Genomic DNA, 17541 nt, shown 5'->3' with positions numbered 1-17541 from the left:
TATTTATTTCACAAGCGCTATAAGAGATTTTAATTTCCCTGCTGCATGGACATAAGCTCTCGCCGACGCTTCCAATACGTCTTGCGCAACTCCGAAACCTGATATTTGGTGACTACCTTCTTTTAATTCAACATGAACGTGAGCAAGTGCATCTTGACCTTGTGTAATAGATTGTATGCGATAATCTGCCAATTCACATTCTAATCCTAAAATTCTTTGAATCGCATTGTATATCGCTTCAATACTACCAGAACCAGTGGCTGCATCTTCATATATATTTCCTTCCTCATCCTTCAGCACAACTGTTGCGCATTGTGTACTATTTGATACGAAATGCACTTGTAATTGCGTAATGTTATATTGCTGAGCTGCAAATGCTGCTTCACCAAGCATAAGTGCGCGTAAATCTTCTTCAGTAATTTCCTTTTTACGATCAGCCAATTTTTTAAATGCTTCGAATGCCGCATCTCGCTCTTCATTTGTAAATTCATAACCAAGCTCTTTCATTTTTTCCGTAAACGCATGACGGCCAGAGTGTTTCCCAAGTACAAAGAGATTTTGAGATTCTCCTATAAGCGCTGGTTCGATAATTTCATAAGTTGTTACTTCTTTTAAAACCCCGTCTTGGTGGATGCCCGATTCATGAGCAAATGCATTCGCTCCAACGATTGCTTTATTTTTCGGTACAACCATACCCGTTAACCTGCTTACTAATGTACTCGTCGCCTTAATTTCTTTTAAAGTCATCGAAGGCTCTGCTTTATAAAAATCTTTTCTAATATGAAGAGCTACTGCAACTTCTTCTAACGCTGCATTCCCTGCTCTTTCTCCAATGCCATTAATCGTTCCTTCTACTTGCAATGCTCCCCCTTCAACCGCAGCTAACGAATTTGCTACTGCCATACCAAGATCATCGTGACAATGACAAGAAAAAATCGCTTTTTCATATGATGGAACGGATTCTTGTAAGTATTTAAAAAGAGAATAATACTCTTCCGGATTTGTATATCCAACTGTATCCGGAATATTAATTACATTCGCTCCTGCTCGAATCGCAATTTCTACTGCTTCAGCTAAAAATGCTCTCGATGTTCTTGTCGCATCTTCTGCAGAAAATTGTACTGTCGGAAATAATGATTTTCCGAGCGTAACCGAGCGATGAATACTATTTAACACATCTTCTTTTGACATACAAAGTTTATATTTCATATGAATATCACTCGTAGCTAGAAATACGTGTAGACGAGGAGATACAGCGCCTCTCACAGCTTCATATGCTCTTCGAATGTCACTTTCTTTCGCTCTAGCTAAACTCATAACCGTAGCGTTTTGAATTGTATTCGCGATGCGTTTTACCGATTGGAAGTCACCTTCGGAAGCTGCCGCGAATCCAGCTTCCATTACATGAATACCAAGCCTCTCTAATTGCCTAGCAATTTGTAACTTCTCTTGTTCATTTAAATTTACTCCTGGTGATTGTTCGCCATCACGAAGCGTTGTATCCATGAACAAAATCTGCTTCATATTATTTAATCCCTACCTTTACTCGCGGCTGTACGAAAGGCATCATTTCACGTAATTTACGTCCTACTACTTCGATTTCATGTTCATTCTCTTTCTCATTTGTCGCGTGGAAATTTGGTCTTCCTGCTTTATGCTCTGCAATCCAGCCTCTTGCAAATGTACCATCTTGGATTTCTGCTAATACTGCCCCCATCGCTTTCTTCGTATCTTCAGTAACAACGCGTGGTCCTGATACGAAGTCTCCCCACTGCGCTGTATCTGAAACTGAATATCTCATATTTTCAAGTCCACCTTCATACATAAGGTCAACGATTAGCTTCAGTTCATGTAAACATTCAAAATATGCAAGTTCAGGCTGGTATCCCGCATCAACTAACGTTTCAAATCCTGCTTTTACAAGTGCAGTCACTCCGCCGCAGAGTACAGCTTGCTCTCCAAATAAATCTGTTTCTGTTTCTTCTTTAAACGTCGTTTCTAATACACCAGCTCTCGTTGCTCCAATTCCGTCAGCATAAGAAAGTGCTTTTTCAGTCGCAACTCCTGTTGCATCTTGATATACTGCAAATAATGCAGGAACAGCCCCTCCCTCGGCGAACGTACGGCGTACGAGATGCCCCGGTCCTTTTGGCGCTACTAGAAATACATCTACATTCGCTGGTGGTTTTACTTGATCAAAGTGAACATTAAATCCATGTGCGAACACGAGAGAGTTTCCAGCCTGTAAATTTGGTGCAATTTCAGCTTCATATACTTCTGGTTGTAATTCATCAGGTAATAGAATCATTACTACATCAGCTTTTTCCGCTGCTTCTGCTACTGTATATACAGAAAACCCATCTTCATTCGCTTTATCCCAAGACTTACCTTTTCTTAAACCTACTACTACATCAAATCCGTTATCACGTAAATTTTGCGCATGCGCATGACCTTGCGAGCCATATCCGATGATTGCTACTTTCTTTTCCTTTAATACATTTACTGTTACATCTTTCTCATAATAAACTTTTGCCATTTTCATTTCCCCCTATATTTAAATGATTATTGAATTAACATAACTTGCTTATCTTGTTTTTTCATACTACGTGTAAATGCTGTTACACCTGTTCTAGCAATTTCTTTTAAACCGTATGGACGAAGTAATTCAATTAACGCTTCTACTTTATCTTGCGTACCTGTTACTTGCACAACTATGGAATCCTTCCCAACATCTATTACAGCGGCTCGAAATGGTTCAATTAAACTATATAATTCTGCCCTCGCTACAGAAGTTGCTACTTTAATAAGAGCAAGCTCTCTAGCAATCATTGCTTCTTCTGTAATATCTGATACTTTCAGAACATCGATTTGCTTATGAAGTTGTTTAATTAACTGCTCAACTTGCTGTTCACTTTCAACGTGTACAACAATCGTCATTCGCGATATATCTGATGATTCTGTATGACCTACTGAAATACTTTCAATATTAAAATGTCTTCGTGTCATAACCCCTGTAATTCGGTTTAACACACCACTTTGATTTCGAACTGTCGCTGTAACAATTCTCTTCACCCTTTTTCCACTCCCTCCATTTGGTGAACACCTTTTCCTGGTGCAACCATCGGCATAACCTTCTCTGATTGAAGTACACGACAATCGATTACGACTGGCTCTTGTAATTCGATCGCATGCTGGATTTGCTTCTTTGCAAGAAGTGGATCGTCAATACGAACACCTTTTATACCATACGCATTCGCAAGAGCGACGAAATCTGGTTGGCATGGCAATAAAGAATGTGAATATCTTTGATTGTAAAATTCATCTTGCCATTGTCTTACCATTCCTAAAGCTTCATTATTTAAAATAAATACTTTAACGGGTAAAGCGTGTTCTTTTAATACACTTAATTCTTGCAGAGTCATTTGAAACCCAGCATCACCAACAATTGCAATAACTAGTTCATCTCGCTTTGCAATTTGCGCACCGATTGCTGCTGGAAATCCGAACCCCATCGTTCCTAATCCGCCAGAAGTTACCCATTTATCTGGATTTTTCAACGGATAGTATTGTGCTGCCCACATTTGATGTTGCCCAACGTCTGTTGTTACAATCGCTTCTCCTTTCGTGATTTCATATAGCATATCAATCGCGTATTGAGGTTTAATACTTTCAGAATTTCGTTTATAAGAGAATGGATACTTTTCTTTTCTACTCTTTAATAAAGAGAGCCATTCATGATGATTTTCTTTCTTTCCTTCTGATTGAAGCAATACTTCTAACGCCCGCTTAGCACTTGCAACAATAGGAATCTCTGTTGGCACATTTTTCCCAATTTCTGCTGGATCAATATCGATATGTGCAACAGTCGCCCCTTTAGCAAAAAAAGCTAAATTCCCAGTAAGACGATCGTCAAATCTCGCACCTATATTAATGAGTAAGTCGCATTCATATAACGCCATATTGGCTGTGTAAGAACCGTGCATTCCCCCCATCCCTAGAAATAGCCCATCATCTGGCGGAAAACCACCAAGTCCAAGTAACGTATGCACAACAGGGATTTCATATTTACGGGCAAAACTTGTCAATTCTTTCGAAGCTTTCGCATGCAGTATACCTGCTCCAGCTAAAATTAACGGTTTTTTTGCGGTTTCAATTGCTTGTAGTAATTTGTTTATTTGAAGTAGATTCGGTTCATAATTAGGGTTATATCCTGGTAAATCCATTTGTACATTGCTACATCGCTCACCTTTCTCGACTACCATATCTTTCGGAAGGTCAATAACGACTGGTCCTGGTCTTCCTGTTTTAGCAATATGAAATGCTTCTTTAATAATTCGAGGTAAATCTGAGGCCTTTCGCACTTGATAGTTATGTTTTGTCACTGGCATCGTAAGTCCCATAATATCCGCCTCTTGAAAAGCATCGCTCCCAATTAACGTTGTTGCTACTTGGCCTGTAAATACAACAAGTGGCAATGAATCAATCATCGCATCCGCTAGACCCGTAATTACATTTGTAGCACCTGGGCCACTCGTTGCAATTACAACCCCTGGGTTCCCTGTAATTCTGGCATACCCTTCAGCAGCGTGAATTGCCCCTTGCTCATGCCTTGTTAAAATATGCGGAATTTCACAATCATACAGTGCATCATAGAGAGGTAAAACGGCACCACCCGGATAACCGAAAATCACTTTTACGCCTTCCTTTTCTAGCGCTTCTAACAATAGCTGTGCACCAGTTTCCAGTTTCTCTTCCGTTTTTGAAGACATTGTTCTTATAAGCCCCCTTTTTCAACCTTTTATACAATAAAAAAATCCTACGTCCACACTCCAGCTATGTGCTGAAGGGACGAAAGATTTCGCGGTACCACCCTTCTTTGCAAGAATACTCTTGCCTCAGTGATCCATAAATGGATCTAGCTAATAACGGAGCTACCGTCTAAGCCTAGACAAATGCTTTAGCTTAGCACTCAAGGGCGATGTTCGTCGACGTGAACCATCGGTTTTCAGCAACCACCGACTCTCTGTGAGGCTTCACAATCAACTACTCCTCCCTATCAACGCTTTCTTATGTTAAAAAAGTTGTTATCCAACTTTATTTTCTTCGTAAATTTTCTCTCCATCTTCTACAACTAACTTACGAAACTCTTCTAATAAACGGTTCGTATGTGGACCTGTTTGCCCTAAGCCAATCGTTCTACCATCTACTGTCGTAACAGCAATAACTTCAGCAGCTGTTCCTGTTAAAAACACTTCATCAGCTACATATACATCATGTCTTGTAAATAACTCTTCTCTTACGTCATATCCAAGTTTTTCGCCGATTTCTAAAATGGCGTTTCGTGTAATACCTTCTAACGCTCCAGCAGAACTTGGTGGTGTAATTAATTTATTTCCTTTAACAATAAACACGTTATCTCCTGATCCTTCAGCTACATATCCTTGATCATTTAACATAAGTGCTTCTTGTACTCCAGCTAATTTCGCTTCAATACGAACTAAAATATTGTTTAAGTAATTTAAAGATTTTACTTGAGGGGATAAAACATCGGGACGATTTCGGCGCGTTGCAACTGTTACAACTGGAATCCCTTTCTCATAATATTCTTGTGGGAATAAAGATAATTGTTCTGCAATTACTACTACATTCGGCTTCTTACATGAATCGGGATCCAATCCAAGATTTCCTGCTCCTCTTGATACAACCAGGCGAATGTATCCATTAGATAATTTATTTTGTCGAATCGTCTCAACAACAATATTTGTTACTTCATCTAATGAATATGGAATTTCTAAAAGGATTGATTTTGCTGATTCATACAACCGGACAAGGTGCTCTCTCAAACGGAAAACATTACCGCTATAAACTCTAATTCCTTCAAACACTCCATCGCCATATAAATAGCCATGATCATATACTGAAACTTTTGCCTCATCTTTTGGAACAAATTCTCCATTTAAGAAAATCCATTGCTCATTCACTAGAAGCGCCTCCTATGTTCTATGAATTTTTTATTGTTTCCTAGTTTACTCTCCTTTCTAAATAAATCAAGTGAATTTTTAGAAAATTTATAATTTTTAATCGTACGTACTTCTTTACTTATATTGATTTAACAACATTGTTAACGTTTACAAAAAGTCAAAAAATTTTTTTCGCCAATTTCCACTAAAAAAATATTTGTTTAAAAGAAGGATTTTCATCAATTGATGCGAATCTATTGTATTCAATAAACGGACGTCCGATTTTATAAATCCGGGAATATATAACGACTTTTGCTGAAAAAGGGGGAAAATAACAAAAATAGCGCTGTCTAAAAATAACATTCATATTTTTCATTTCGTAATCATAATCCTATTTTTAAAAAACAATTTGTCAAAATGAAGGAGGAAATAAATATGGCGTGTGTACAAATTAAAGGAACGAGACAAGAGGTAGTAGAAATGCTGCAATTATTTGATCTAATGGATACGAAAGGTTTTTGTAAATTCGATAATTACGTAGAGGTAGAACCAAATACGCAAGAACATAATCATTTTATTGCTTCAATCGACATCCATTCAAATACTTCTTCTGCCCAAGATACATTAAACGATCAATTCGTTAGTCAAATGCTTACTGGCGTATATAACGACTAAACAAAGATTTACTTCCTACCGTCTTTTCATAAATGCAGTGAACTTGAGCATACTAGCAATTAGATGGTAGGAGGTGAGAATTATGGCTAGAATTGGCGTTGAAAACTCATTAACAGACGTTCAACAAGCTCTTCAGCAACAAGGTCATGAAGTTGTTACACTTAACTCAGAACAGGATGCACAAGGGTGTGATTGTTGCGTTGTAACTGGGCAAGATTCTAATGTGATGGGCATTGCAGATACATCAATTAAAGGATCAGTCATTACAGCTCACGGTTTAACAACGGATGAAATTTGTCAACAAGTTGAAAGTCGCACTTGAAAAATGAAAGAGGACTCCTTTTAAAAGGAGTCCTCTTTTTTATATTCACCTAACGGGAAAGTAACATATACTGGATGAAAGCCCTACCTCTCTCTCATCATTACGGTTCCACTGACCGCTCCTTGATTCACTAGTATACATATATAGCTTACAAATACAATTTATAGGGTTTGTTCACAAAAGTTGTTGATAAAATTACCCGATCTTTCGCAAACTTTTCGTATTGCATTCATAAGAGATATTTACTTTACACTAGCTGTAACCGAGACACGAATTAAAATTCTAACACCAATACAATAACTTGTCAATATTTTTTCACAAATTAAAAACAGACATTAACGGTTTGTCTGTTTTAGAATGGAGCTTTTTCTTTTATTACATATACAACAAAGCCGCTTACTAACATAAATAAGCCAACTACTAAGTTTTTGATATTAATCATAAATTCCTCTCCCTTATTCCACACATCATATATATTTACATTTCAATTATTCCGATCATCCTAAAGCGCACTTTTTCTAATATATCATAATTCCTAAAAAATGCAAGTTCACTTTTGACGACCATTCACAAATTTATCTACAGTGCTTGGTACAGTATTTAAAGCCTTTTCAATTAAATGTGTACTGCTGTTGAGATGTAATACTTGCACTCCATTAGAACCAACTACTAAAAAAGCTACTGGACTAATGGAAACCCCAGCCCCGCTTCCTCCTCCAAATGGATGCCCTTGTTTGTTCTCTTTATGCTGATTTTGCCCACCGTTATGTTTTTCAGTAATGAAATCCCCTTTAAAATCACTTCCACCAGCTCCAAAACCAAAAGCCACTTGAGATACTGTTAATACTACATTTCCGTCAGCTGTTGAAACCGGGCTCCCAACAATTGTATTTACATCTACCATTTCTTTTAAATTTGTCATTGCCGTTTTCATTAAATTTTCAATTGGATGTTCCATTATGTATTGCACCCTTTCCTCATTATTCCTTTTTATATTTTCCAAAATAGAGGAAGTCATACTAACTTTTCCTATTTCAAGAAAACATTTTCCTCCTTTTAAAAGATACTACTCCCTGTACATGCTCCGGTATAGTGAAAATTTAATCAGTGGGATGTGTACGTAGCTCGACTCTCACAAATAGCGGGATAAAAAAGAAAAAGAGATACATACTACTATTGAACCTTGTTATGAAAGGAGTCATGACTTTGACTGAGAAATTTGATGATTATAAAAGAAAAGATAGAATAGATAGTGATTATAGTGACTATAAAGAAGAGTACGCCGCTGAGGTTGCACCACAACGCATTGATTATGATTACAATGATAAAGACGATAAAGATGTTGTAAAATCGTCCGCTGCTGGATCAACTGCTGGTTTTATTGCTCTTGCGCTATCTATCTTATCGCTATTTACATTTCCAACACTATTTGGTCTTGTTTCTGTTTTACTCGGTATTTACGCTTATAATCGCGGAGCTACTGTAACTGGCGGTATCGCTGCAGTTGTCGGTGGAATTGCTGCACTTATCGCAATTTTATTCCGAGTAGCACTTATTGGTCTATTGTTCTCCCTGTTCTAAAAAAGAAAAAGGTATCTCGCTTAACGCGGGATACCTTATCCTGTAAACACATCTTCCGATGGATATTTTATTTTTTGTTTTGCTGGTCGCGCTAAAGAGAACACAAGTGTTAATGGTCCAATTAATCCGCAGAACATAACAAACATAATAATACATTTTCCGAATGCCGATAGCTTTGCAGTAATTCCCATCGTTAATCCGACTGTGCCAAACGCTGATATTGTCTCAAATAATAATTGAATAAAGCTGAAGTTTTCTGTAAGCATTAATATGAATACCGCTGCTAAAATAAGTATTTGACTGGCAACAGCAATCGCTAAGGCCCTCGTTACTGTCGACATTTTAATTGTACGCTGAAATAAAACAATTTCCTCCTTTTTTCTAAAGAAAGAAAGGACAGATGTAATTAAGATAACAAACGTCGTTAATTTAATTCCTCCACCTGTCGATACACTTCCTGCACCAATAAACATTAAAATCATCGTAAATAATATAGATGATTCTTCCATACCTCCATAGTCAACCGTATTAAATCCAGCTGTCCGCGGAGTAATACCTTGAAAGAAGGAAGCCCATAGTTTTTCATTTAAAGATAAATTCCCTAACGTCTTCACATTATTATATTCCAATACAAAAATCACAATCATTGCTATAATATTTAGCACTACTGTTCCAATAATCATTATTTTTGAGTGAAGTGATAATTTTCGAAAACTGCGGCTATACCATATATCAATTAATACGGTAAAACCGAGTCCCCCAATTACAATTAAAGAGCAAATCCCAATATTAATAATGGGATCCCCTACATATCTTGTTAAATTATCTGGCCATAAAGCAAATCCTGCATTATTATAAGATGCAATTACATGAAAAATACTATAGTATAAACCTTTTCCAAAACCAAACTCTGGAATAAAGCGAAACGATAAAAAGATGACCCCAATAAGTTCAATACAAATCGAAAATATAAAGACACGCTTTACTAATTTTACAAGACCACCTATATTTGTTTGATTAAATGCTTCTCCAATTAATAAACGATGGCGTAATCCGATTTTTTTACCTAGTACCCAAACAATTAAAATGGCAATTGTCATAAGGCCTAGACCACCTGTTTGAATTAAAAACATAATAACAATTTCGCCAAACATCGTAAATGTACTTGCTGTATCCACTACTCCCAAACCAGTTACGGTCGCTGCTGACGTTGCTGTAAAGAAAGCATCTACCCAACTAATATGTACTTTCGTTGCGAATGGTAATTTTAATAACAAACCGCCAACCACAATTAAGCAGAAAAAGCCTAATGCTAATATTTGTGGTGGGTTTAATCGTATAAGACGATTATACAGCCCTTGTTTTTTTGTTACGTCCATATCACTAACTCCCTTATTAAAGTGAAGCTTTCCCCTCATACAATAAAAAGCTTTTTAAAAGCCCTTAAATAATTGGGACAAACCTTATATTCTCATAATATAGTTGAGCATAATCCTTTTTTTCATAGATTACAACTTTTATTTATATTCAGATTCCTTTTCGTTTTATGCCGGAAAACTCTATATCCTAACTCAATATTGCTAGCAATAACAATTTCATATGTACTATTTTTCAAATCCCCATATCTTTCACTCTATGTTCACATAGAGGTCACATCCACCTTTTATAGTATATGTATCGAAGCTGTTCCTCCCTAATTTATAAGACATTCCCCAGTGTCTTTGAATAGCTTCCATCCCTAATTAAATTGACATAAATTGTCCCCTTCCTTGACCATCTTATATATGATGGTCTTATTTTTTTGTCTTTCTATCTTTTATTTAAAACTCCCTCTCTCTTTCACTCTATGTTCACACAGAGGTCACATCTACCTTTTATAGTATATGTATCGAAGTTGTTCCTCCCTAATTTATAAGACATTCCCCAGTGTCTTTGAACAGCTTCCATCCCTAATTAAATTGACATAAATTGTCCCCTTCCTTGACCATCTTATATATGATGGTCTTATTTTTTGTCTTTCTATCTTTTATTTAAAACTCCCCCTCTCTTTCACCCTATGTTCACATGAGAGTCACACCTACCTTTTATAGTATATGTATCGAAGTTGTTCCTCCCTAATTTATAAGACATTCCCCAGTGTCTTAAAGCAACTTCCATCCCTAATTAAATTGACATAAATTGTCCCCTTCCCTAGACCATCCTATGTGATGGTCTATTATATTTTCCAAACACAAAATCAGTCTATCTACACTTAAACAAAAACGAAAAATTCAGAAAATATTGTCAAATCAGGTATTTTTTCGGTATAATTACTTTAGAAAGAAATTTCGCAAAAACAAAAGGGGGGATTTTATTGAAACAAACAAAAGCAATCTTAATCGCATTATTTCTAGGTCTAGTTGTTGGACTCACTCTAAATTTAGCTGCTCCATCTATCTTTGAGCCACTAAATCAATTTGTGTTCAACCCAATTGGTCAATTGTTTATTCGACTTATTAAAATGCTAGTTGTTCCTGTTGTGTTCATTTCTATCGTACTTGGTGCTGCCGGCCTTGGAGATCCGAAACAACTTGGAAGAATCGGTTTAAAATCAATTTCATTCTTTCTCGTAACAACTGCGGTTGCCATCTCTATAGCGGTTACATTTGCACTTATTATAAAACCAGGAGCTGGCGGTAATTTTAAAACAGAAGGTCTTAAGTATGAAGGTGCAAAAACTGAAACATCTTTCGTCGACACATTGCTAAATATCGTACCAGATAACCCAGCAAAAGCGATGGCTGACGGAAACATGTTACAACTCATTGCCTTTGCCGTATTGATTGGACTCGGTATAGCTATTTTAGGAAAACGAGTTCAAGGTATCCATTCATTACTTGAACAGGGCAACGAATTAATGATGTATCTTGTTAATCTCGTTATGAAATTAGCCCCAATTGGAACATTCGGTTTGCTCGCTTCATCCGTTGGTAAAATGGGGCTTGCAGGCGTCGCTGCGATGTTCAAGTATATGATTGTCGTTATGTTAGTACTCATTATTCACGGGGTCTTTGTATATGGCGGCTTATTAAAGGTATTAGCAAAAGAAAGTATTGTTCGTTTCTTTAAACATTTCGGACCAGTAATGGCAATTGGATTTAGTACATCTAGCTCTAATGCATCGCTTCCATTTGCAATGAAAACAGCACAAGATAAGCTTGGCGTTCCAAAAGCGATAAGCTCATTTGTACAACCACTAGGGGCAACTATTAATATGGATGGTACTGCCATTATGCAAGGGGTAGCCACTGTATTTATCGCTCAAGTATACGGAGTTGAACTTACATTACCGCAATTAGCTATGGTCGTATTAACTGCTGTACTAGCTAGTATCGGTACTGCTGGTGTACCTGGTGTTGGACTTGTAATGCTTACAATGGTTTTAAATCAAGTAAATCTACCAGTAGAAGGTATCGCTTTAATTATCGGTATTGACCGTATTTTAGATATGTCTAGAACAGCTGTAAACATTTCTGGTGATGCAATTTGCGCAATGATTGTCGCAAAATCAGAAGAAAAATATAATACGGATCAATCGGCAGCATCTTAAATCAAAAAAGGAGTGATGAATTTCACTCCTTTTTTGATTTACTCCCTTTTTTAGAACGATATTCTTTCCCTTTATTATCATTACCAGTTTCAAATTCAGTGCTAAATTCCTGATTAAACTGGCCAGACTTTGGTGATCCTTGATTACCGCTCCCTTTACTACCGTTACGATTCGTCATATTTCTCCCTCCCTTCCTTGTATTAGTAGTATGGCGCTCTATCTTTTTTCATACACATTTTATTTTTTAACATCTATTACACATGAAAGAAGACCTCCCATATATAAGGAAGATCTTCTATTTCATCACGTAAGCGTTTTCTTGTTTATAATCACTTAAATAAGTTTTTTGGAAATTGAAATCATTACATTCATTTCATCTTCTGAAAGTGCAGAGAATCTTTCTTGTAAATATTGTTTTTTCGCATCTTCCATTTTCGCAACTAAATCTTTCCCTTGTTCTGTAATCTCTAAATACACAACTCGGCGATCTGATGTAGAACGTGAACGAGTTACAAAACCTTTATTAATTAATTTTTCTGTAACAGCTGTAATATGACTATTCGACACATTTAATTCATTTGCTACACGCGATACCATTTCTTTATTCGTACGATTTAATATTCTCAGGACGATGAATTCATTCCACGGTATGTAACCACCAAATATTTTTCCGATATCATTACGCAATGTGCGAAACATAGCAAACACATTTGTCGATAGTTCTTCCATTAATTGCTCTCGATTTTGAGACAACTTTGACAGCTCCTTTTATTTCATTTAGTTAAATAAAAACCTTATTAATAATTTTACATGAAATCTTACTTTTTGTCACCTTATTTTCCCATAATTCGTAGTTTTTTAATATGTATTTCATGATAAAATGAAGTTAACTTCCAGAAAAAAGGGGTATCTTAATGCATGAGGAGGAGAAATTCTCAAATCTCAGCCTAAAAGATAAAACGATTATCATTAGTATTATTGCTCTTTTTCTCATTATAATTTTTGCATTTATATTTTTTGTATATGTAGGAATCTTTCAAATTACAGGTATAGAGTATAGTTCACGTATTGCGTTACTTCTCTTTTTTTTATTAATCACTTTCTTAGACAGTATTACATTTTTCATCTTCAGTTTCTTCAAAGCGCTGCTATATCCACTGACACAAAACATGCCAAATTGGATTTCTATTACTCTTTTCTCATTCATTGAAATTACACTAGATTGGTTCGTCATTCATACTGCTGATGATTGGATAGAAAGCGTACAAATGTCCAACATAGCTGAATTATGTGTCGTACTATTCTTTTTCCTCTTAAATAAATTATTAAGTGACGAGAAAGAGTAAGAATACAAGCTTTTCTATATAAAAATTGGTACAATGAAAGCAAATCTTACTAAAGAGGTGTTAATTATGAACTTACAACAATGGGCTGATAAAGGTATGTCCTTTGATACATATGTGAATGAAATGCAAGTAAACCAATACGAGCTACTACACATTTACAATAACTTTTTAATTCCAAATGAATTACTTCCTGTATTAGAAGAACGTCAAAATGACGGCTGGCGTGTTATCGTATTAACTGCTGATTGGTGTGGCGATGCTCTTTTATGCGTACCTGTTATGAAACGAATTTCTGAAGTTGCAAATATTGAAATGAGTTTATTAATTCGCGACGAAAACTTAGAATTAATGGATCAATATTTAACAAATGGAACAGCACGTGCGATTCCAATCTTTATTTTCATTGATAAAGATGGAAATGAACAAGCCGTCTTTGGACCACGCGCTCCAAAAGTACAAGAATTAGTAACTTCAATGCGCGCTACATTACCCGAAAAAGAAGATCCAAGATTCGAAGAAAAACAAAAAGAAATGTATGCTAATTTCCGTGCTACATTAGCTGATGATACTTCTCTTTGGGAGCATGTAATGGAAAATATGGTGGAAAAAATAGTAAAATAAAAACCTGCCGAGCTCGGCAGGTTTTTTTATTACATAATGAAGAAATAGAATACCGCAGCTAAAATGAAACGATAATAAGCGAACGGTGTTAGTTTCACACGAGATAATAATTTCAAGAATGAAACAATTGCAAGCATCGCAACAACGAATGCAGTTACAAATCCTGTTACAAATAGCGTTATATCTGCTGAGCTTAATACATCCCAGCTTTTAATTAAATCTAATCCACTTGCAGCTACCATCATCGGTACCGCTAAAATGAACGTATATTCAGCTGCCGCTGTATGCGACACGCGAGCTAATAAACCACCACTGATTGTAGAACCAGAACGAGAAAATCCTGGCCAAAGAGCCAAACATTGAAACATTCCAATTGTAAATGCCTGTTTATATGTGATTTCATCTAACGTTCTTGCTGTACTTGGTTTCGAAAACTTCTCAGCAACAATCATTAAAATACCACCGGCTACTAAGCTAATAACAACTGGTCCTGGACCAAATAAAACCTCTTTAATAGTGCTATGGAATAACACGCCAAGTATCCCAGCAGGAATCATCCCGATAATAATATGTAATAAATTTAACGATGGTCCGTCTGTTACTTTACCTATTCCAACTAACGACCATAAACGCTTCCAAAATATAACAACAACTGCTAAAATCGATCCCAATTGGATAACAACTTCAAAAACTTTCGCTCTCTCATCGTCAAATCCAATTAAATGTCCTGTTAAAATCATATGTCCTGTTGATGATACTGGTAGAAACTCTGTTAACCCTTCAACAGCACCCATGATTAAACCAATTAACCAATCAGCCACAAGTAGTGCCTCCTTAATAACAAATAATATGTAATTTTTTCACACCTTATCATAATACCTTATCCCTTTTCAAAGTGCATCCTTTTTTTATTGGCTTCATATGTTATAGGCGCGTATTTCTTTTCTAATCTTTGATTAAATTGTATGATAGTAAGAGTTTGTTTTTTTATACGGAAAGGGGATTTTATGAAAGAAACTACTTCATTCTCACAAAAGTTAAAGCAATTTGTATTACTATTTTTTCCGATTTTCGTAACACAAATGTCATTATTTGCGATGAGTTTTTTTGATACAACGATGTCAGGACATGCAAGTCCAACTGATTTAGCAGGTGTTGCAATTGGAACAAGTATATGGATTCCAGTTAGTACGGGGTTAACAGGAATTTTAATGGCTACTACTCCCATTGTTGCACAGCTCGTTGGATCCAAGAAAAAAGAGGACGTTCCCCACGTTGTCATACAAGCAGTTTATTTAGCAATTTGTGCTAGCTTCGTTGTTATCCTCATCGGTTTTTTCGTCGTTTCACCTATTTTAAATGGCATGCGCTTAGAAGAACCTGTGGAACGTATTGCAGCGCAATTTTTAAGTATTATCGCAATAGGAATTATACCTTTATTCACTTACACTGTTTTACGTGGATTTATTGATGCATTAGGAAAAACTCGAACAACGATGATTATTACATTATTATCATTACCAATTAACGTAATATTAAATTACCTATTAATTTTTGGTAACTTCGGTTTCCCAAAGCTTGGTGGTGTCGGAGCAGCAATTGCTTCCACTGCAACATATTGGTGCATTTTAATTATTACAGTCATTATTATTCAGACGAAAGAGCCTTTTGCCTCTTTCAACATTTTCAAACAATTATACCGACCTTCTCTTTCGAGTTGGAAAGCATTCTTAAAACTTGGCGTCCCTATCGGATTTGCTATCTTTTTTGAAACGAGTATTTTCGCTGCGGTAACGCTCATGATGAGTAATTTTAGTACGACAACTATTGCAGCTCACCAAGCAGCTATGAACTTTGCTTCCTTGTTATATATGACTCCGCTAAGTTTAGCAATGGCAATGACTATTGCGGTCGGATTCGAAGTTGGAGCAAAACGTTACGATAATGCAAAACAATACGGATTGATTGGAATTGGATTAGCCCTTGCCTTTGCTTTATTATATTCGATTCTTCTCTACTTCTTTGATGATCAAATTGCTTCTATTTATACGACAGATGCAAAAGTTCATCATTTAGCAAAAGAATTTCTTATCTTTGCAATTTTATTTCAAATTTCAGATGCAATTGCAACCCCTGTACAAGGAGCTTTGCGTGGTTATAAAGATGTAAATGTTGCTCTAATTATGACTTTAATTGCTTATTGGATAATAGGTCTACCACTAGGTTACATATTAGCGACGTATACAGAATGGGCCGCGAAAGGCTATTGGATCGGTCTTATTATCGGTCTAGCATTTGGCGCTGCCTTCCTACTTATCCGTCTCTTTCAAGTACAACGAAAATATACAACACAAAACAGCCGCTAATAATAAAGCGGCTGTTTTCTTTATGCATATTTTTTCTTGTAACGTATAATATAATGAAAAAGAAAGGTGGGTACATATGGACGACAAAGAAAAAAAGCAATCATTCGATGAAGAATTTGCCCCTGAAATTTCACCTGGATATCGGCAAGATGTACATAAGCCACCTAAATATAAAAACACTTCGTTTTTAATGGGCATTACCATTTTCGCTGCTGTATTACTCATACTTATCATTTTCGTTTATTTTTGATGAAAGGTGGCCTATTATATGAAGAAACAAGATTCCAATCGTTCAAAAAGAACTGTTAAAACACAAAAAGGATATGCAGGAGATTCTGTTCATACTCTTAAACAAGTCGAGCAAGGGAATTTATATATTGCTCAAAAAGAACTTGGTCAACAAAATGAAAATCTTTAAAGGCCCTTTATTCCTTGAGGGCCTTTTTATTCCGCATTAAGTAATACACCCTCAAATGTTCTATTGAGCAATGAATTTCCTTTATTGTACGCGCTGCTTTTGTTCTAGCACCATAAAAATATTATTAACCTTTACAATTTTCACTTCATAATTCAATTTCATTTCGCTTCTCTTACCATTTTCAGTACCCGCAACGTACGCTACAGCTTGATAAAGAAAACTCTCATCGGTCTCTTCACGTATCTCCTCGCTTGTAAATTTATACTCTAAATCTCGAAAACGATTTGGATAATAATTTTCCATTAATTGTTCATACCCTCTATTTAAAAATATTTCTTCACCTTTTCGTTTCACATCTTCTTTATTATTAAACTCAAACACTGATAGTTGTTCAGTCACAAAATGCTCTCCTACCTTTTTCATTTCATTATGAGTTAAATTTTCTATACTTTTGTTCTTTAATTCCTTATTTAACTCGTACTGATCAATCGGTTTAAAGGTAGCAAAAACCTCCTCTTTATATGACCAAAACAATACAAAAGCGATACATAGAGAAATGATTAACAGTCTTTTTTTCGTAATACTCCCGCCCTTCTTCATAATAATAGATATATTTTAACATATAGAAAGAAAATTCTGATATCATAAAATAGAATAACTTAA

At 35.9% G+C, this 17541-nt stretch carries 21 protein-coding genes and 1 other annotated feature; of the genes, 9 read left to right on the top strand and 12 right to left on the bottom strand.

The genetic code is table 11. The annotated features are described in order from the left end of the window. Nucleotides 1-3 precede the first annotated feature (3 nt). From leuA to ilvE, 5 genes are all read right to left on the bottom strand, one after another. Nucleotides 4-1524 (bottom strand): 2-isopropylmalate synthase, encoded by a 1521-nt coding sequence (gene leuA / locus DN401_RS12065; protein ID WP_000809599.1) that lies wholly within the window; start codon nt 1522-1524, stop codon nt 4-6. A gap of 1 nt (nt 1525) precedes the next feature. Further along, complete coding sequence (gene ilvC / locus DN401_RS12060; RefSeq protein WP_001151740.1) at nt 1526-2536, bottom strand: ketol-acid reductoisomerase; 1011 nt, start codon at nt 2534-2536, stop codon at nt 1526-1528. 26 nt (nt 2537-2562) lie between these two features. After that, the gene (gene ilvN / locus DN401_RS12055; RefSeq protein ID WP_000822952.1) at nt 2563-3072 is read right to left on the bottom strand and encodes an acetolactate synthase small subunit; all 510 of its coding nucleotides are present in this window, start codon (nt 3070-3072) and stop codon (nt 2563-2565) included. Continuing rightward, nucleotides 3069-4769, bottom strand: a complete 1701-nt coding sequence (gene ilvB, locus DN401_RS12050) for an acetolactate synthase large subunit (protein ID WP_000095880.1) — start codon at nt 4767-4769, stop codon at nt 3069-3071. Before ilvB ends, ilvN begins: the two co-directional genes overlap by 4 nt. A gap of 72 nt (nt 4770-4841) precedes the next feature. Next, nucleotides 4842-5069 (bottom strand) — a binding site (T-box leader). Nucleotides 5070-5084: 15 nt separating this feature from the next. After that, complete coding sequence (gene ilvE, locus DN401_RS12045) at nt 5085-5981, bottom strand: branched-chain-amino-acid transaminase (protein ID WP_001005486.1); 897 nt, start codon at nt 5979-5981, stop codon at nt 5085-5087. A 414-nt stretch (nt 5982-6395) separates the two neighbouring features. Between ilvE and DN401_RS12040 the strand changes: the two genes are divergently transcribed. Further along, a complete protein-coding gene (locus tag DN401_RS12040; RefSeq protein ID WP_000752514.1) occupies nt 6396-6635 on the top strand; it encodes a DUF3911 family protein in 240 nt (79 codons plus the stop codon). Between the two features lie 82 nt (nt 6636-6717). After that, nucleotides 6718-6957: a YkuS family protein gene (locus tag DN401_RS12035; protein ID WP_000101022.1), complete on the top strand. Its 240-nt coding sequence runs from the start codon at nt 6718-6720 to the stop codon at nt 6955-6957. 352 nt (nt 6958-7309) lie between these two features. Here DN401_RS12035 and DN401_RS12030 read toward each other — a convergent pair whose 3' ends face one another. After that, nucleotides 7310-7399 carry a hypothetical protein gene (locus DN401_RS12030; RefSeq protein ID WP_000608227.1) on the bottom strand — a complete coding sequence of 30 codons (90 nt, stop codon included), beginning with the start codon at nt 7397-7399 and terminating at the stop codon, nt 7310-7312. A 108-nt stretch (nt 7400-7507) separates the two neighbouring features. Next, on the bottom strand, nt 7508-7975 hold the full coding sequence (gene ytfJ / locus DN401_RS12025) for a GerW family sporulation protein (protein WP_000204234.1): 468 nt from the start codon (nt 7973-7975) through the stop codon (nt 7508-7510). 188 nt (nt 7976-8163) lie between these two features. Between ytfJ and DN401_RS12020 the strand changes: the two genes are divergently transcribed. Further along, nucleotides 8164-8538, top strand: coding sequence for a hypothetical protein (locus DN401_RS12020; protein ID WP_000136542.1), 375 nt, complete (start codon nt 8164-8166; stop codon nt 8536-8538). 35 nt (nt 8539-8573) lie between these two features. Here the strand turns inward: DN401_RS12020 and DN401_RS12015 are convergent, their stop codons facing one another. After that, the gene (locus tag DN401_RS12015) at nt 8574-9917 is read right to left on the bottom strand and encodes a TrkH family potassium uptake protein (RefSeq protein ID WP_000383524.1); all 1344 of its coding nucleotides are present in this window, start codon (nt 9915-9917) and stop codon (nt 8574-8576) included. A 974-nt stretch (nt 9918-10891) separates the two neighbouring features. Here DN401_RS12015 and DN401_RS12010 point away from each other — a divergent pair. Next, entirely contained in the window at nt 10892-12127 is a 1236-nt protein-coding gene (locus DN401_RS12010; RefSeq protein ID WP_100654915.1) for a dicarboxylate/amino acid:cation symporter, read from the top strand. Nucleotides 12128-12149: 22 nt separating this feature from the next. Here the strand turns inward: DN401_RS12010 and DN401_RS12005 are convergent, their stop codons facing one another. Both DN401_RS12005 and DN401_RS12000 read right to left on the bottom strand, forming a co-directional pair. Beyond that, nucleotides 12150-12305 (bottom strand): hypothetical protein, encoded by a 156-nt coding sequence (locus DN401_RS12005; protein WP_000184928.1) that lies wholly within the window; start codon nt 12303-12305, stop codon nt 12150-12152. 155 nt (nt 12306-12460) lie between these two features. Continuing rightward, nucleotides 12461-12880 (bottom strand): MarR family winged helix-turn-helix transcriptional regulator, encoded by a 420-nt coding sequence (locus tag DN401_RS12000; RefSeq protein ID WP_000081432.1) that lies wholly within the window; start codon nt 12878-12880, stop codon nt 12461-12463. 161 nt (nt 12881-13041) lie between these two features. Between DN401_RS12000 and DN401_RS11995 the strand changes: the two genes are divergently transcribed. Then, a complete protein-coding gene (locus DN401_RS11995) occupies nt 13042-13473 on the top strand; it encodes a YrvL family regulatory protein (RefSeq protein WP_000544070.1) in 432 nt (143 codons plus the stop codon). A 33-nt stretch (nt 13474-13506) separates the two neighbouring features. Next, the gene (locus DN401_RS11990; protein WP_100654916.1) at nt 13507-14094 is read left to right on the top strand and encodes a thioredoxin family protein; all 588 of its coding nucleotides are present in this window, start codon (nt 13507-13509) and stop codon (nt 14092-14094) included. Between the two features lie 29 nt (nt 14095-14123). Here DN401_RS11990 and uppP read toward each other — a convergent pair whose 3' ends face one another. Beyond that, nucleotides 14124-14915: a bacitracin resistance undecaprenyl-diphosphatase gene (gene uppP, locus DN401_RS11985; RefSeq protein ID WP_000796253.1), complete on the bottom strand. Its 792-nt coding sequence runs from the start codon at nt 14913-14915 to the stop codon at nt 14124-14126. A gap of 186 nt (nt 14916-15101) precedes the next feature. Between uppP and DN401_RS11980 the strand changes: the two genes are divergently transcribed. From DN401_RS11980 to DN401_RS29795, 3 genes are all read left to right on the top strand, one after another. Next, on the top strand, nt 15102-16460 hold the full coding sequence (locus DN401_RS11980; protein WP_000665548.1) for an MATE family efflux transporter: 1359 nt from the start codon (nt 15102-15104) through the stop codon (nt 16458-16460). A 76-nt stretch (nt 16461-16536) separates the two neighbouring features. Continuing rightward, nucleotides 16537-16710 (top strand): hypothetical protein, encoded by a 174-nt coding sequence (locus DN401_RS11975; protein ID WP_000341062.1) that lies wholly within the window; start codon nt 16537-16539, stop codon nt 16708-16710. Between the two features lie 18 nt (nt 16711-16728). Further along, complete coding sequence (locus tag DN401_RS29795) at nt 16729-16878, top strand: hypothetical protein (protein ID WP_000743742.1); 150 nt, start codon at nt 16729-16731, stop codon at nt 16876-16878. An 81-nt stretch (nt 16879-16959) separates the two neighbouring features. Here the strand turns inward: DN401_RS29795 and DN401_RS11970 are convergent, their stop codons facing one another. Beyond that, nucleotides 16960-17478 carry a hypothetical protein gene (locus tag DN401_RS11970; RefSeq protein ID WP_000715252.1) on the bottom strand — a complete coding sequence of 173 codons (519 nt, stop codon included), beginning with the start codon at nt 17476-17478 and terminating at the stop codon, nt 16960-16962. Nucleotides 17479-17541 lie beyond the last annotated feature (63 nt).

The organism is Bacillus sp. BF2-3, assembly GCF_008368795.1.
GTDB lineage: Bacteria > Bacillota > Bacilli > Bacillales > Bacillaceae_G > Bacillus_A > Bacillus_A cereus.
The sequence above is the reverse complement of the archived record's forward strand: the minus strand, read 5'-3'. Positions and strand labels throughout refer to the sequence as shown.

What these genes read in the sequence shown, in the direction of transcription:
- DN401_RS11975 (WP_000341062.1), top strand. Translation starts at nt 16,537, where the DNA reads ATGGACGACAAAGAAAAAAAGCAATCATTCGATGAAGAATTTGCCCCT.
- DN401_RS12040 (WP_000752514.1), top strand. Translation starts at nt 6,396, where the DNA reads ATGGCGTGTGTACAAATTAAAGGAACGAGACAAGAGGTAGTAGAAATG.
- DN401_RS11980 (WP_000665548.1), top strand. Translation starts at nt 15,102, where the DNA reads ATGAAAGAAACTACTTCATTCTCACAAAAGTTAAAGCAATTTGTATTA.
- DN401_RS12005 (WP_000184928.1), bottom strand. Translation starts at nt 12,305, where the DNA reads ATGACGAATCGTAACGGTAGTAAAGGGAGCGGTAATCAAGGATCACCA.
- DN401_RS12030 (WP_000608227.1), bottom strand. Translation starts at nt 7,399, where the DNA reads ATGATTAATATCAAAAACTTAGTAGTTGGCTTATTTATGTTAGTAAGC.
- DN401_RS11970 (WP_000715252.1), bottom strand. Translation starts at nt 17,478, where the DNA reads ATGAAGAAGGGCGGGAGTATTACGAAAAAAAGACTGTTAATCATTTCT.
- DN401_RS11990 (WP_100654916.1), top strand. Translation starts at nt 13,507, where the DNA reads ATGAAAGCAAATCTTACTAAAGAGGTGTTAATTATGAACTTACAACAA.
- ytfJ (WP_000204234.1), bottom strand. Translation starts at nt 7,975, where the DNA reads ATGACTTCCTCTATTTTGGAAAATATAAAAAGGAATAATGAGGAAAGG.
- DN401_RS12035 (WP_000101022.1), top strand. Translation starts at nt 6,718, where the DNA reads ATGGCTAGAATTGGCGTTGAAAACTCATTAACAGACGTTCAACAAGCT.
- ilvB (WP_000095880.1), bottom strand. Translation starts at nt 4,769, where the DNA reads ATGTCTTCAAAAACGGAAGAGAAACTGGAAACTGGTGCACAGCTATTG.
- DN401_RS29795 (WP_000743742.1), top strand. Translation starts at nt 16,729, where the DNA reads ATGAAGAAACAAGATTCCAATCGTTCAAAAAGAACTGTTAAAACACAA.
- ilvC (WP_001151740.1), bottom strand. Translation starts at nt 2,536, where the DNA reads ATGGCAAAAGTTTATTATGAGAAAGATGTAACAGTAAATGTATTAAAG.
- DN401_RS11995 (WP_000544070.1), top strand. Translation starts at nt 13,042, where the DNA reads ATGCATGAGGAGGAGAAATTCTCAAATCTCAGCCTAAAAGATAAAACG.
- DN401_RS12015 (WP_000383524.1), bottom strand. Translation starts at nt 9,917, where the DNA reads ATGGACGTAACAAAAAAACAAGGGCTGTATAATCGTCTTATACGATTA.
- leuA (WP_000809599.1), bottom strand. Translation starts at nt 1,524, where the DNA reads ATGAAGCAGATTTTGTTCATGGATACAACGCTTCGTGATGGCGAACAA.